Raw genomic sequence first — 15,110 nt, forward strand, 5'->3', positions numbered from 1 at the left:
CAAGAAGGAGCAGCGTCATGAAATGGATTACGCGCGAACGACCCAAGGTCGACCGTATCGCCTGCCCGTGGCTGATTGCCCGTTTCATCGACAAGGCGCCCGAGTTCCTGTACGTGCCTCGCGACGAGGTCATGCGCGTCGCGAAGGAAACAGGAGCCATTCCCTTCGATGTGCCGGACATCGAGCTCGGTCACCACGGCTTCGACGCCTTCCGGCAGAAATATCAACTGGACGACCCCGCGCTGGTCAGGCTTGCCCGCATCGTGCGAGGTGCCGACACCAGCCGGCTCGATCTGGTCCCTGAGGCGGCCGGGCTCTATGCCATCTCGGTTGGCCTGTCACGCAACTTCACCGACGACCATGAGCAGTTGCGACAGGGCATGATCGTCTACGACGCGCTGTATGCCTGGTGCAAGAGCAGCAATGAACACACGTGAGGAAAGCCGCACGGTTTCGCTGGCCGCCCGGATGTCAAGACGGGTGTTACCGGCGGGAGCCGACCGCGCAGCGCGGCTGCTGCTGGCAAGCCGTGGACTGCGGGGCTTCTGTGACGGTTTCATCGCCGTGCTGTTACCCGCGTATCTGCTTGCGCTTGGGTTCGCCAAGGTCGACGTCGGCCTGATCAGCACCGCGACGCTGGCCGGCTCCGCCGTGGCCACGATCGCAGTCGGCATGCTTGCCAATCGCTTTGCGGCACGCCGGATGTTTATGTTCGCCGCGTTATTGATGGCCGCGACCGGCCTTGGCTTTGCAGGCTTGTCGGCGCTACTGCCCCTGCTCATTGTCGCCTTTGTCGGCACGCTCAACCCGAGCTCAGGCGACGTCAGTCTTTTTCTCCCCCTCGAACAGTCGCGGCTTGCCGGAATGGCGACGGGCGACGCACGGACGGCGCTATTCGCCCGCTACAGCCTGATCGGTGCCGTTTCGGCAGCGCTCGGTTCACTCGCAGCGGGCGTGCCCGCATGGCTGGTCACGCATGCACACATGAGGGAACTCACCGCCATGCGTACGATGTTCGTCGTGTATGCGGCGACGGGCGGTGCGATCTGGTTGCTCTATCGTCGCCTGCCGCCTTCTGGCGCACAGACTTCCGGGCCGAGTGCACCGCTCGGTGAGTCACGGCGCATCGTGACGCGTCTCGCGTTGCTGTTCAGCGTCGACGCGTTTGCCGGCGGTCTGGTCGTCAATGCCCTGTTGTCGCTCTGGCTCATGCAACGCTTCGGCCTGTCAGTCGGAGCGGCGGGCCAGTTCTTTTTCTGGGCAGGGCTGCTCACCGCGCTCTCGCAGCTTGCCGCACCGCCGCTCGCCAGCAAGATCGGGCTGCTCAATACGATGGTGTTCACGCACATCCCGGCAAGCCTGTGCCTGATCGCCGCGGCCTTTGCCGCTTCGTTGCCGGTGACGCTGGCGCTGCTGCTCGCGCGCAGCGCGTTGTCCCAGATGGACGTTCCTACGCGCACCGCCTACGTTATGGCCGTCGTCACGCCCGCCGAGCGGCCCGCCGCTGCAAGCTTGACTTCCGTACCGCGAAGCCTCGCTGCATCGCTCGCACCGTCTCTGGCGGGCGGCCTGATCGGCATCGGCTGGCTCGGCGCACCGCTTGTCGCCTGCGGCGCCCTCAAGATCGCCTATGACCTGTCGCTGCTTTTCCTGTTCCGCCACGTCAAACCGGATCGCTGAGGACAATGATCGAAATTCATTCCTACAACGCAGGCGTGAGGAGACCAGCCAGAGCGCAGTTTTCGACGATCACAAAAAGGCTGCGCATTTGATGCACCCCGTTCAAGGAGGAATTTCTGATGTCATCGTTAAGACGCCTCTCGCACGCATTGATCATCGCCGCCAGTGTCGGTGTGTTCACCAGCACGGCCGATGCGCAACAGCATGCGGCAATGGATACGGCTCGCATTGAACAGATTACCGGCCTGAGAGGCACATTTTCCAAACAGGAGGACGTGTTCAAGGTCTCGAAACCGCGCAACGACGAGAAGGTGCAGGTAGACGGTTCGACCATGCCACCGTTCATGGGACTGACGTCGTATGCAGCATTCAAGCCTGCCCACGGTTCGCAGGTCATGATGATGGGCGACACCGTGGTGTTTGAAGATGAGGTCAATCCGGCCATGAGTGCGGCGCTTGACGCCGGACTGGAAGTGACCGCGCTCCACAATCATTTCTTCTTTGATCAGCCCAAGGTGTACTTCATGCATATCGGCGGCACCGGCGATGCCGCAACGCTCACGGAGGGCGTCAAGAAGGTGTACGACCGGATCGCTGAAATCCGGGCGGCACACGCCGACCCTGAAAATGCCTTTCCCGGCCACATTGAGGATTCGAGCAGCATCAGCCCCGCGCCACTGGAAGCAGTGTTCGGCTCGAAGGGGCAGACGAACAACGGCATGTTCAAGGTGGTCGTCGGGAGGACCGCCAGCATGCACGGCGTCACCGTCGGCAACGAGATGGGCGTGAACACGTGGGCCGCATTCGCCGGCACAGACGATGAAGCGGTCGTCGATGGCGACTTCGCCATGCGTGAAGACGAGCTGCAGGCGGTACTCAAGAGCATGCGTACATCGGGGATCAATATCGTGGCCATTCATCAGCACATGACGGGTGAGTCGCCTCGCATCCTGTTCCTGCACTACTGGGGCAAGGGTAAGGCCGTCGACCTGGCCAAGGGTGTCAAGGCGGCTCTGAACGCGCAGGCCGCAATCACGCGATAACGCTGCGCAGCTTTTTATGCGCGACGCCGCCGCAGCCGCCATGCGCGTGGCGGTGGCCGTCGTGCCGCAGGAGGTTTCATGAAAACCTTGCAACACCGGCGTTTACGCCCGGCGGTCCTGCTTTACCTCGTCCTCCTCGGTCTGTGTACAGCCGCAGGCGTTCTGGTGCATATGGTTCCAACTGCAGTCGGGCAGGAGCGGGCCAGCAATCTCCCACTGACGCACGTCGCTGATTTTCCGCTGCCGGGTCACACCACCCGGCTTGACTACGAAAGTTACGATCCCGATCGCCATCTGCTGTTCATCGCCCACCTCGGCGACGGGGAAGTGATCGTCTTCGACGTAGGTGCCTCTCGCGTGGTCGCACGGATTGCTGGCGTTTCGTCGGTTCATGGCGTGCTTGCCATTCCCGAAATGGCGCGCGTCTACGCCTCGGCGACGGGCACCGACGAGATCGTGGCCATCGATGAAGCAACACTCAAGATCGTCGCACGCATGCCTGGCGGACACTACCCGGACGGGATGGCTTACGCGCCCGAGGTGCACAAGCTCTATGCATCAGACGAGACTGATAGCACAGAGACCGTCGTTGATGTGCGGACCAACCAGCGCGTCGCGACGACTCCGCTTGGTGGAGAGGTCGGCAACACGCAATACGATGCGCAATCGCATCACATCTTCGTCAACGTCCAGACACGCAACGAACTCGTTGAAATCGACCCGACGGTCGACAGGATCGTTGCCCGCTTTGCCCTCCAGGGAGCCGACCACAACCATGGCCTGCTGATTGGCCCGCAGGATAGCCTTGCTTTTGTCGCCTGTCAGGGCAACGACAAGCTGCTCGCATTCGACATGAAAGCACGGCGGGTCGTCCAGTCGTTTGACATCGGCAAGGACCCGGACGTACTCGCGTTTGATCCCGAACAGGGCAGGCTCTATGTGGCGGGCGAAGGGGGCGTTGTATCGGTCTTCAGTGTCAAAGGCTCGAACGTCAACAAAATCGGCGAAGGCAGACTCGGGCCAAACGCGCATGTTGTCACTGTCGACCCCGCGACACACCGTTCGTATTTCCCGCTAAAGAACGTTGACGGACGTCCAGTGCTGCGTGTGATGGCGCCCGGCTGATGTCTCGACCTGCCATCAATCATCGCGGTCCTCGCACCATTCCACGAGGACCTGCAAGGGGTCGTGGTGGAATCAGCCTATAACTGGTACTGGCTTGTCGATGGCCTGATGGCCGCGGGCTTTGCCGTCCATCTGGCAAATACCGCCGCCATCAAACAGTACGAGGGCCTGAAGTACGCCGGCGATGAACGAGATGCCCTGTTCCTCGCGCATATCTTCCGCCTTGGGCTACTGCCAAAAGGCTACATCTATCCGCCTGAGGAGCGAGGCCTGCGTGATCTTGCCCGCAAGCGCATGCAACTCGTACAGCAAAGCACGCTGAACACTCTCAGTATCGAGAACATCCTGGCCCGGCAGTTGAATCTGCGCCTCAACGCAGAGCAGGTTCGCCATCTCGATAGCGCGGCTGTGACCGCACTCGGTTTGCCGCCGCATATCGAGACTGCCCTGGCGGCAAACCTCGCGGTCGTGCGCACCCTGCAGGCACAGATCAGGGTAATCGAGTTGGTACTTCATCGCGAAGTAAAACTGCGTCCCGAGTTCGCGATCCTCAAAACTGCATCCGGTATCGGCGTCACACTCGCGACGACGATCATGCTGGAGACCGGCACCATTTCCCGTTTCCGCACTATCGGCCAGTTCAGCTCGTACTGTCGGTGCGTCGAAAGCAGGCGCGTCTCGAACGGCAGGAAGAAAGGCGAAGGCGATGCCAAGAACGGCAACAAGTATCTCTCCTGGGCCTTCATCGAAGCCGCTGCTGTTGCCAAGCGCAGTTGTCCGCAGGCGAGACGCTTCTACGAGCGCAAGAAAGCTCGCCGCATGCCCGTCGTCGCCATGAAGGCGCTCGCGCACAAGCTCGCGCGCGCGGCTTTCTACATGTTGCGAGACGGCAAACCATTCGAGGTGACCAAATGCTTTGGTTAGATCCGGCGGGGCCGTGAGCCCGGTAATTGTGTTGGCGTGAACCCAAGCTAGTGATTGGGCCACGCGCTCCCGCCGTCCCCAATCAGCGATCGCTGGGATGCCCAGACCATCAGCGGAAATGAACCTGGCACTGCTAACGCAGCAAGCCGATCATTGGTGAATCCTTCCCGTGGACACCGGCCCGGTACCGATGGTTTTCTGGGGCTCACATGAGCCACGGGCGAAACCCAGGACACCGGCCCTCGCCTTGATCCCGATGGATGACTGGTGCGGACCAGTTCTGCAACCAGACGAGCGAAAAACCGGATGCGTGCTCATCTGCGTCGATGTGGTGGGGATGAAATGGTTTCAGCTAGGCAGGATAAAGCCTGCGTGAGGAGTATTTACCTCTTGATCTATGCCTTTCAATGGACGACAGATTTATTTTGGTTTACGCCAGATGGAAAGCGCGCATCCGCGCCCATCAGCGTGCACTGGAAACAGCATGTCGGTGATGCGGCCACGAGGCCGCGCCCCTCCGTTGCGGCGCACATTCGAAGAAGATCCGAGGTTCCAACATGGCTAATGGGAGAAAAGACGTGGCGGAGACTAGTGATAGATCGGAAGGCTGACGTGAGCTCCCGCAGGCCGTTTTCGAATGGAAAGGTGATCGCGTCGGCCGCGAGCGCGAGACTCGCCCGCCCGCCGGCGGCGCTAGCGACGCCGCTTGCCGCGAGCGCATGAAGCACGCGCCGTCGCATGAGGCGGCATTCGTCGTTCATCGTGGTCTCCCCGGAGTCGGCCAAATCCTTTGATGAATGCTGCGCTGCGTTGATGCGAGGCACGTTTCAATATAGGTCGCCGAGCGCCGGCGCCCGGGCCGTTAGGCGCGTCGGTCGGCGTATGGATTGCCCGAAGTCGCTATGCGTTACCACAGCCACGGCTCTCTCGGGTGCGCGAGTCGAAAACGAGAGTCCCTCGGCCGTCACCCCGGCTGCTTGTCCGCTACAAGCCCGCTAAAGCATCGGTCCATCGCTACAGCGCAAATAACTGCCCGAATTGCGGCTCGCTATCGCATACGCCTGCAAGCCGTAACGCGTGCCAGGCCATCGCGAAGTTGCTCGATATTACGGGCTTGCCTGTCGGCGCCTCTAGTTCTGGAATCAACGCAGCGACACGCAGGCTCGTGCAGGAGACGAACACCGCGTCCACATCGGAGTGGCAAGCCAGCTGTTCAATTCCCGCGCAAAGCGAAGCAGCATCAATACGGGCCACCTCGTTATCATCGGCGTGCTCGAACGATGCGATACGGGTCACGGCGACCCCGCGTGCTTCGATGTAGTCGCGCATGAAGTCGTTGATGGACCGGATATACGGCGTCAGCAACGCGACACGCCGCACCTGTAGCGCGTCAAGCGCTGCGACGGCAGCCGTGATCGGCGTCGTGCAGGCGATGCGGGGACGCGCCTCGCGTATGCGGGCAAACACGGGCTCCTCGCCGATCACCATGGACGCTGACGTGCAGCCAAACGCCACGACATCGAGCCGCTCGCCTGGCAGGAGCAATTCGACAGCCGGCGCGATGCATGACTCGATTTCCGCTAGCCGGGCCGGTGTGATGTCCGGCGAGTTCTGCAAGCGGCTTTCATAGAATGCGACGCCATCCTGCCGCAGCAGTTGACGCCATTCGTGTTCGATCGTGTGGTCGGTTGCCAGCACGATGAGGCCGATCGCCGCGCGACTCGCGATCCCGTCGTCGAGCGCGAAATCGAGCTTCGTGTAGGCGTCTTGCTGCAGCGAGGTCGTGCTCATTTGATCACCATCCCTGTCAGGTCCAGCTCGGGTGTGCGTCCCGCCATGATGTCGGCGAGAAGTTTTGCGGTGCCGCAAGACATCGTCCATCCCATGTGGCCGTGGCCCGTGTTCAGAAACAGATTGCGGTGGCGCGTCCGGCCAATCAGCGGGGTGCCTTCAGGCGTCATCGGACGCAGCCCGGCCCAATAGCTCGGCTTCGTGTAGTCCGCGCCGTCGGGAAACAGCTCGCGCGCCGAGCGCAGTATCGGCGCGAAGTCAGAGGGCGTGTGGTGTGTGTCATAGCCTGCAAATTCGGCCGTTGCGGTAAAGCGCAGCCGAGCGCCGAAGCGCGCCCACGCAACGAGATGGTTTTCATCCACGCCACCGATCTGCGGGGGGCGGTGTTCCCGTCCGGCCGGAAAGGTTGCCGAGTAGCCCTTGACAGGATAGATGGCCAGCCTGTAACCGAGCGGGCGCGCGAGAATCGGCGAATACGAGCCGAGCGCGAGCACGTAGTCGTCCCCGGCGATCAGGCCCGCTGGCGTGCGGACGCCCGCTATTGCATCGTCGCCCGCCGTTTCGATGCGGCTGATCGGGGTGTCGAACATGAAACGTACGCCAAGCCGCTCGCAGACTTTCTGCAGTTCGCGGGTGAACTGACAGGCATCGCCGCTCTCGTCAGTGGGGCAGTAGATCGCGCCGGCAATCCTGTCGCGCGCGTGCTCGAGCGCCGGTTCGCGAGCGACGGCTTGCGCGGCGTCCAGCGTTTCGAGCGGCAGGCCATTGTCGACGAGGATCGACATGTTGGAGCGGCCGCGTTCGAACGACGCTGCGTCACGATAGAGATACAGCAGGCCGCGGCGGATCCCGTCGTACTGCAGTTGCTCTCTTGCGGTCACCTGCTGCAGCTGATCTTGTGCGTATCGGCACAGCCTTACCTTCCGCGTGGTGTTTTCGCGCGACCGCGTCGCGGTGCAGTTGCGCAGGAACAGCGCGCACCAGGCCCACATGTGGGGATCGGCGTTCAGGCGCAGGCGAAGCGCCTGTCCTTCGACGAACAGCGATTTCAGCAGGATCTTCGGTGCGCGCGGCGAAGCCCACGTGTACGAATGCCCTGGCGCGACGAGCCCGGCATTCGCAAAACTGGTTTCGAGCGCAACACCTGAACGGCGATCGAGCACGGTGACGGCGCGACCATCCATTGCGAGGTAATACGCCGTGGTGACGCCCGCGATGCCGGCGCCTAGCACGATGCTCGTCATGCGCGCCTCCTGCTGTCATTGACAAAATATTAGTCGGTCGCCGCTTTTGAGGGGGATTTATACGCGCATACCCTATAACGGTCAGGCATCCTTCGAGTTCTATCATGAAGGAGGCATTCTTGTGCCCGCACTGCGCGAAATCTGCACGACAGGCTCGCGCCACACCACACGTAACGATCCATTACGTTCCGCTAACTGACCGCTGGCTTACCCGCCTCGCGGGATGGTCCGGTCGGACTCACAGTCAGGAGCCACGAACATGAATATTCATAACAATGGCACGCCCGACGCCGCTCGCGTTCTGCGGCAATTCCTCAGCGCTGCGGTTGTCGGACTCGCGACATTCTCGGCGCTCGTCCCACAGGCGGCGCAGAGCCAGACCATCAAGATCGGCGTGCCCGTGCCGCTTTCGGGCAGCAGCGCCAATGCCGGCACCGATATCGTCAACGGCGCCAAGCTCGCTGCGGCAAAAATCAACGCGGCAGGCGGCGTGCTCGGCAAGCAGATCGAACTGGTGCCGGAGGACGACGCCTGTGACGCGCAAACGGCTGTGCAGGCTGCGCAGAAACTGGTCGACGCGGGCGTGGTCGCGGTGGCTGGCGGGTACTGCTCCAGCGCTGCGCTTCCCGAGCTGACGACGTTCCATCGGGCCGGCATTCCCTATGTACTGGATGCGTCGACCAATCCGAAGCTTACCGAAATGGGCTACGACAACGTGTTCCGCACCATTGGTCGCGACGATCAACAGGGCCCGTTCGCGGCCAGCTTCATCAAGAATTCGCTCCACGCGAAGCGGGCAGCCGTCATCGATGACAACACAACCTATTCGAAGGGCCTCGCTCAGAACACGGTCGATGCGCTCAAGAAAGATGGCGTCGACGTCGTATATGCCGACTCGATTACACCGGGCCAGATGGACTACTCGCCGACGCTGACCAAGGTCGCGTCGCTAAAGCCTGACGTTATCTATTACACCGGCTACTTCTCCGAAGCAGGACTGATCGTCAAGGAGGCGCGGCAACTGGGCCTGAAGATGACCCTCATGGGCGGCGATGCCACCAACGACCCGACGCTGATGAAAACGGCTGGACCGGCGGCCGACGGCATGATCATCACCACCTCTCCGCTGGCGCAATTCCTGTCGGGAGCCCATGGCTACGTTGACGACTACACCAAGGCATACGGCCAGGGCCCGGGACCGTATTCCGTCTACGAATACGATGCAGTCGGCGTCACGGCAAAGGCGATTGCCGATGCGAAATCGACGAGTCCGGCGGCGATCATCGCGGCGCTCCGCAAGGTCAAGGACTATCCGGGGATGACGGGGACGATCGGGTTCAATCCGAAAGGCGACCGCAGCCTCGCGGTCTATATCACGATCATCGTGCGCAACGACCAGTTCGCGGCTTATCAGCGACAGGACGCGGCGGGCAAGTGGGTGGCAATGAAGTAGGCACGGCGGCGTATCCGTTGCGGCCATGAGCACCTTTTTCCAGTTCGTCGTCGAAGGGCTGACAATCGGCTCGTTCTATGCGCTCGTGGCCCTCGGGTACACGATGGTCTACGGCATCATCCGGCTGATCAATTTTGCGCATGGCGACCTGTTCATGGTCGGCGCGTTCGTCGGATGGACGAGCCTCGCGACGCTCGCGAGCGCGCACCTGCCGCTCGCGCTCGCACTGGCCGCTGCTTTCGTGGCGTCGATGGTGGTGACGGGGGTGCTCGGCGTCGCCATCGCGCGCGTCGCCTATCAGCCGTTGCTGCGCGCACCGCGGCTGTCGATCCTGATTACCGCGCTGGGCATCTCGCTCGTGCTCGAAAACGCCGTGCTGCTGACCTATGGCGCGGGCTTCAGGACCTATCCGCACCTGCTCACTCAGGCGGGGCTGAATCTGCACGAAGTGCAGATCACGTTTGCGCAGATCGGCATCATCGTCACCAGCTTCGCGCTGATGCTGGGCCTCTATTCTTTTGTTCACCACACTTTCCTTGGTACCGCTATGCGCGCGCTCGCCATCGATCAGGATGCGGCGCGCCTGATGGGTATCGATGTCGAACGGCTTATCCAGCTCACCTTCTTCATCGGATCGGTGCTCGCTGCCGTCGCGGGGGTGATGGAGGGTCTCTTTTACACGCAGATCAACTTTTTCATGGGCTTCGTGCTCGGCCTGCGCGCGTTTACTGCGGCGGTTCTGGGCGGAATCGGCAACATTCCGGGCGCGATGGCGGGCGGCTTCCTGATCGGGCTGCTCGAGGCTTTCGGTGCCGGCTACGTGTCCTCGCAGTGGACGGATGTCTTCGTGTTCGGCGTGCTGATCGCCGTGCTAGTGATCAAGCCGACGGGCCTCTTCGGCGAACGCGTCGTCGAAAGGATGTAGCCCATGCGCGCACCGGCCTTCCTGCGGCGTTGGCCTGTTCTTGCCGTCATCGGCCTGCTGGCGGCTGCCGTCGCGCTGCCCGCGTTCGCGAGCGGCTATGTCGTGAACGTCGCGCTTACGATCATCACGTATTCGATCCTCGGCCTCGGGCTGAACATTGTCGTCGGCTATGCGGGACTGCTGGATCTTGGCTATGCGGCGTTCTTCGCGATCGGCGCCTATACGACGGCACTGCTCGAAACGCTGCTGCATTTCTCGTTCTGGGAGACACTGCCGTTCAGCCTCGCGATTGCCGGCGTGTCAGGGATCGTGATCGGCTACCCGACACTGCGCCTGCGTAGCGATTATCTGGCCATCGTCACGCTCGGCTTCGGCGAGATCACCCGCATCGTCGCGACCAATCTCGAGATCACGGGCGGGCCGAACGGCATCTACGGCATCGAGAGCCCCAATCTGTTCGGCTATGAAATCAGCTCACCGCACGCCGTCTACGAGCTGGGCATGGCGTTCTTCATCGTCGTGCTGGTGTTTGCGATCCGGCTAGGCCAGTCCCGGCTCGGTCGCGCATGGATGAGCATTCGCGAGGACGAAGCGGCAGCGGAGGCGGTCGGCGTGCCGACATTGCGTGTCAAGCTGCTCGCGTACGTGATGGGTGCGCTGATCGGCGGGATAGGGGGCAGCCTGTTCGCCGCGCGCTTCGGTACTATCGATCCTACCGGCTTCACCTATCTGCAGTCGGTGACGATTCTCATCATCGTCGTACTCGGCGGGCGCGGCAGTATTCCCGGCGTGATTCTCGGCGCGGTCATCGTCGCGGGCGTGCCGGAATTGCTGCGCTTTCTGAATCTCTGGCGCATCTTCGGATTCGCCGTCGCGCTCGTGATCCTGATGTTGCTGCGGCCGCAGGGCTTGTGGCCCGTCCGCAAGAAACGCGCGATGCCGCGCGGGAACCTGGCCGGCGTGCCGCTTCCGCCCGCGCCCGTGGTCGGCGCCGGGCAGGGTGAAACGCTGCTGGAGGTCCGGGACCTGGTGTGCCGTTTCGGCGGCGTGCTGGCCATCGGCGGAATCGGTTTCGTCGTTCGCAGCGGCGAGATTCTCGCGCTGATTGGACCGAACGGCGCAGGCAAGACGACGGTTTTCAACTGCCTGACGGGCGTGATCCGCGCGAGCGCCGGGCGCATCTTCTGGTGCGGGTCTCCACTCGGCGGCGGCGCGCCGCACCGGAACGTGCATTGCGGCATCGCCCGCACGTTTCAGGGCATTCGCCTCTTTGGCCACATGAGCGCATTCGAGAACGTACTGACGGGCATGGACCACCGGCTGCACACGCCGCTCGTCGCCGAACTGGCGGGCACGCCGTCCGCACATTCCGAAGCGGCCGAACATGAGGCGCAGGGCATGCGCTGGCTCGCGATGGTCGGGCTTGCAGGGCGTGCGAGCGAATACGCGGCCGATTTGCCCTACGGAGATCAGCGGCGGCTGGAAATCGCACGCGCGCTGGCCAGCAATCCACGCCTCCTGCTGCTGGACGAGCCCGCGGCCGGAACGAATCCGACCGAAAAGCACGCGTTGATGGACCTGATCCGGCGCATCCGCGGGCTGGGCATCACGGTATTGCTGATCGAACACGACATGACGCTGGTGATGGGGGTGTCGGACCGGATCATCGTGATGGATCATGGCGTGATCATCGCCGAAGGGCCGCCGGCGCAGATCCAGAGCGATCAGCGGGTGATCGACGCCTATCTGGGCACGGCCGAAGAAGACGACGCGGCCGACGATGTCGCCAATGGGGAGAAGTCGTTGTGGAACTCCTAGAGGTTCGCGATCTGCGCGTGAGTTACGGCAACATCGAGGCGCTGCATGGCGTCTCGCTCGATGTCCAGCCGGGTGAAATCGTTGCGTTGCTCGGCGCCAATGGCGCTGGCAAGACCACGACGCTCAGGACCATCTCAGGTCTCGTTCGCTCGCGCGCCGGACGGATCGCGCTTGCCGGACGGTCGCTGACGGGGCTGCAGGCTCATCAGATCGTCGCGCTCGGCATCGGGCACGTGCCGGAAGGCCGGCGGATGTTCGGGGCGTTGACAGTCGAAGAGAATCTGCGGCTTGGCGGCTACCTGTTGCGACGCGACGCGGCTGCGCTGGAACGCGGGATTGCAGGACTCTACGAGACATTCCCACGGCTTCGCGAGCGTCGCGGCCAGTTGGCGGGCACGCTCAGCGGCGGCGAACAGCAGATGGTCGCCATCGCGCGCGCGTTGATGCTCAAGCCGAAACTGGTGTTGCTCGACGAACCCTCGATGGGACTCGCGCCAAAACTGGTGCGTGCGATCTTCGGCATGATCGCCGACATTTGCACCGAAGGCACTTCGGTGCTCCTTGTCGAGCAGAACGTGAGACAGGCTCTTCGCATCGCGCACCGCGCCTATGTGCTCGAAAGCGGCAGCGTGGCGCTGTCGGGCGCGTCGCGGGAACTGGCGCAGGACAGCCGGGTCCGCACCGCGTATCTCGGCGGGGGTGCGTCGGCGGCGGCGTGACAGGCGAGGCGCGCGCCGGTTTCGCGCGACGATGACGGAGCCGGGGGCTGTCGCTGAGCATCGCGCCAGTCAGTGTGGCTGACCCAGCACGCGTCAGCGACGTCGACGATCGGCTCGCTGACGGCGTGTGCTTCGGGGAATCGATCGACGCATTTGATTTGCAGCAGCACCCGCCACGTGCCGGGCGGGTCGTGGCCGAGCCACATTACCGTCGCGGCCGTTTTGGGTCCGAAGCCGCCATCGCTGCCAGTCGGCGCGTGTCGGCGAAAAGTGGCCCTGACTGTCCGTGTATTGGCGCGGGTCCAGATTGTAGCGTTTCAGGTAGGCGGGATTGAGGCGCTCATCGAGAGTAATTCGCCCGTCATGTGCGATACGCGCCCGTTCACGCGTCTCGTCCAGACTGAACTCGCTCACCGCCCGGCTGACGGCCAGCAATTCGACCAGCAGCGCTGCGCCAGCTGCCAGGCATGTCGCGGCGATGCAGAGCGCGAGCAACGAGAGAATCCGCGTGCGTGCCATCACTTTTCCGGGCCCCGCAATGCGATGCGAGAGCGTGCCATGCCTGCGAGGAACGCAATTTAAAACATACAACTTCGTATGCCGGTGGTCCAGATGGCAGCCGCACCCTGTGATCAGACACGGCGTGGGCCTGGAAAACGTGCTATGTCCGGGATTGCGGCCGTGCGCCGTGGCGGCGTGCCGTGCATCGCAAGCCGCGCCCACGGACATGCGCATGGACGATAACAGGATGACTCATCACATCGACCAGTTGCGATAAGCCGCGCCGTGCCAATCTGCGCACATAGACCGTTTTTTCAAGGAGCGACCTCATGTTGAACTACCCTTCCGCGTATCAATCGACAACAGGTTCCGCGCTCGATGTCGACAAGGACTTCTACAGACGCATCACGACCGAACCGGATAGCCGCGAGCTGGTCGAGTCGATCGTTGTTCCGATCCGCTCGGGCCGGGCGTGGACAGTGCCCGCTGGCCACGTGTTCCGCATTGTGACGATCGAAGGACCGCAGGTTGCGGACCTCAATATCTGGCACCAGCACAATCCGCGCGAACGGATGTGGGCGTCGCGCACGCGTCAGCTTCAGGCGGCTCACGTGAGCACGTTCGACCGGTTGTGGTCGACGCTGCCGTTCCTGCGCCCGATGGTGACGATCACCGACGACAGCCTCGCGAATTATGGTATCGACGAGCACGGAGGACGCGTGCATGATCTGCTGGGCACGCGTTGCGATCCGTACGTGAATCGCATGCTCACAGGGGAAGACTTCCATTTCCATTGCCATTCGAACCTGACACGCGCCATTGCGCCGTATGGCCTGACAGAGTACGACGTCCACGATGTGCTGAACGTATTCCAGTGCACCGGTTTGAATCTCGAGGACAAGTACTTCATGAAAGCATGTCCCGCAAAAAAGGGCGATTATCTGGAGTTCTTTGCAGAGATCGATTTACTGTGCGCGTTGTCAACATGTCCGGGGGGCGATCTTTCGTTGCCGATGTGGGGCCCCGATGCGCGTGACCCGCTCGAAGTGTGCCGGCCGCTTGGCGTTGACGTTTATCGCGTCGCGCCGCAATTGCTCGCCGGATGGTCGCAGCCACCTGTGGCGGCTTACAAGGGGCAGCATGGTTTGACGTTACAGCCGCCTGACTGGAAGTAATCGATCGACAGTAGCGAGTGTGGGCGCCCCTGCTATCGAAGGGATGAATAGCGCCTGGAACACTTGTCAACCAGGGAGTCGTGTAGGAAGCACGTTCCCTGGGCTTGCCGCGACCATGAATAACCTTTTTACACAGGGAGCGGTTAACGGCCTCGCTTCGATATAAGCGTGTACGACGGCTTCGCGCTCCCTCATGAGAGTTGTTTTTTCAGTTGAGGAGAGAGTAAGGAGTATAGAAGGGGCTGTGGTGCAATTCTGACTTGTCGGTCTGTTACGCTGAAGTTTCTGACGAGCATAAGCGAATGAGCAAACTGACGGATATCGATGGATTGTTCAATGGGCGTCATATCGATCGCGAAGTAATCATCCTTTGCGTGCGTTGGTATCTGCACTACAAGCTCAGTTTTCGAGATCTCGCTGAAATGATGGCGGAGATCGTGGACCCGAAAGATCTGATGCTCAGGGCAAGCATGAAGCAATTCGTGGACTGCTCGCGCGCCGGTTGAATGCCGCGCTGATGCCAGGCTCTACGTCTTAAGGAACTCGTTGTACACGCATCCCGTTTTCCGTCAAATGGCTCACCAGGCGTAATCTTCGAATTGCTATATATAGCATTACTAACAGTATCGATGATCGCTCGCAGGTATGCCGTTGCCGGACAAAGCCTCTTGATGAGCTACGCACTGTCGCGCGTCTGTCAGCGCGAAAATGG

At 62.0% G+C, this 15,110-nt stretch carries 13 protein-coding genes and 2 pseudogenes; 11 read left to right on the forward strand and 4 right to left on the reverse strand.

The features are described 5' to 3' along the window. The first annotated feature begins 17 nt into the window (after positions 1-17). The 5 genes and pseudogenes from AB4Y32_RS20960 to AB4Y32_RS20980 all read left to right on the forward strand — a co-directional run. Positions 18-437, forward strand: a complete 420-nt coding sequence (locus AB4Y32_RS20960; protein WP_368723183.1) for a chromate resistance protein ChrB domain-containing protein — start codon at positions 18-20, stop codon at positions 435-437. Then, positions 424-1,680, forward strand: coding sequence for an MFS transporter (locus AB4Y32_RS20965; RefSeq protein ID WP_368723184.1), 1,257 nt, complete (start codon positions 424-426; stop codon positions 1,678-1,680). The genes AB4Y32_RS20960 and AB4Y32_RS20965 overlap by 14 nt, the downstream gene beginning before the upstream one ends. 212 nt (positions 1,681-1,892) lie before the next feature. Beyond that, positions 1,893-2,723 (forward strand): DUF1259 domain-containing protein, encoded by an 831-nt coding sequence (locus tag AB4Y32_RS20970; protein WP_439899819.1) that lies wholly within the window; start codon positions 1,893-1,895, stop codon positions 2,721-2,723. Between the two features lie 171 nt (positions 2,724-2,894). Further along, a complete protein-coding gene (locus tag AB4Y32_RS20975) occupies positions 2,895-3,848 on the forward strand; it encodes a YncE family protein (RefSeq protein WP_368723305.1) in 954 nt (317 codons plus the stop codon). A 6-nt stretch (positions 3,849-3,854) separates the two neighbouring features. Beyond that, positions 3,855-4,772, forward strand: a pseudogene (locus AB4Y32_RS20980) (IS110 family transposase); the annotation flags it as partial. A gap of 404 nt (positions 4,773-5,176) precedes the next feature. Here AB4Y32_RS20980 and AB4Y32_RS20985 read toward each other — a convergent pair. The 3 genes from AB4Y32_RS20985 to AB4Y32_RS20995 all read right to left on the reverse strand — a co-directional run bounded on the left by AB4Y32_RS20985 (position 5,177) and on the right by AB4Y32_RS20995 (position 7,807). Beyond that, on the reverse strand, positions 5,177-5,533 hold the full coding sequence (locus AB4Y32_RS20985; protein ID WP_368723186.1) for a hypothetical protein: 357 nt from the start codon (positions 5,531-5,533) through the stop codon (positions 5,177-5,179). A 253-nt stretch (positions 5,534-5,786) separates the two neighbouring features. After that, on the reverse strand, positions 5,787-6,563 hold the full coding sequence (locus AB4Y32_RS20990; RefSeq protein WP_368723187.1) for an Asp/Glu racemase: 777 nt from the start codon (positions 6,561-6,563) through the stop codon (positions 5,787-5,789). Beyond that, the gene (locus AB4Y32_RS20995; RefSeq protein WP_368723188.1) at positions 6,560-7,807 is read right to left on the reverse strand and encodes a D-amino acid dehydrogenase; all 1,248 of its coding nucleotides are present in this window, start codon (positions 7,805-7,807) and stop codon (positions 6,560-6,562) included. The genes AB4Y32_RS20990 and AB4Y32_RS20995 overlap by 4 nt, the downstream gene beginning before the upstream one ends. 259 nt (positions 7,808-8,066) lie before the next feature. On the opposite strand from AB4Y32_RS20995, the gene AB4Y32_RS21000 reads away from it, so the two are divergent. From AB4Y32_RS21000 to AB4Y32_RS21015, 4 genes are read left to right on the forward strand one after another with little or no spacing between them, the layout of a single operon-like run. After that, positions 8,067-9,260 (forward strand): branched-chain amino acid ABC transporter substrate-binding protein, encoded by a 1,194-nt coding sequence (locus tag AB4Y32_RS21000; RefSeq protein WP_368723189.1) that lies wholly within the window; start codon positions 8,067-8,069, stop codon positions 9,258-9,260. Positions 9,261-9,285: 25 nt separating this feature from the next. After that, positions 9,286-10,185, forward strand: a complete 900-nt coding sequence (locus AB4Y32_RS21005; RefSeq protein WP_368723190.1) for a branched-chain amino acid ABC transporter permease — start codon at positions 9,286-9,288, stop codon at positions 10,183-10,185. 3 nt (positions 10,186-10,188) lie between these two features. Then, entirely contained in the window at positions 10,189-12,003 is a 1,815-nt protein-coding gene (locus AB4Y32_RS21010; RefSeq protein WP_368723191.1) for a branched-chain amino acid ABC transporter ATP-binding protein/permease, read from the forward strand. Beyond that, a complete protein-coding gene (locus tag AB4Y32_RS21015) occupies positions 11,991-12,722 on the forward strand; it encodes an ABC transporter ATP-binding protein (protein WP_368723192.1) in 732 nt (243 codons plus the stop codon). Before AB4Y32_RS21010 ends, AB4Y32_RS21015 begins: the two co-directional genes overlap by 13 nt. Before the next feature lie 93 nt (positions 12,723-12,815). Here AB4Y32_RS21015 and AB4Y32_RS21020 read toward each other — a convergent pair whose 3' ends face one another. Beyond that, positions 12,816-13,241, reverse strand: coding sequence for a hypothetical protein (locus AB4Y32_RS21020; protein ID WP_368723193.1), 426 nt, complete (start codon positions 13,239-13,241; stop codon positions 12,816-12,818). 311 nt (positions 13,242-13,552) lie between these two features. Here AB4Y32_RS21020 and AB4Y32_RS21025 point away from each other — a divergent pair, with 311 nt between their 5' ends. Then, complete coding sequence (locus tag AB4Y32_RS21025; RefSeq protein WP_368723194.1) at positions 13,553-14,398, forward strand: urea carboxylase-associated family protein; 846 nt, start codon at positions 13,553-13,555, stop codon at positions 14,396-14,398. A gap of 302 nt (positions 14,399-14,700) precedes the next feature. Then, a pseudogene (locus tag AB4Y32_RS21030) lies at positions 14,701-14,832 on the forward strand (IS6 family transposase); the annotation flags it as partial. Between the last annotated feature and the right edge of the window lie 278 nt (positions 14,833-15,110).

The sequence above is a fragment of the Paraburkholderia phymatum genome (assembly GCF_040965635.1).
Lineage (GTDB): Bacteria > Pseudomonadota > Gammaproteobacteria > Burkholderiales > Burkholderiaceae > Paraburkholderia > Paraburkholderia phymatum_B.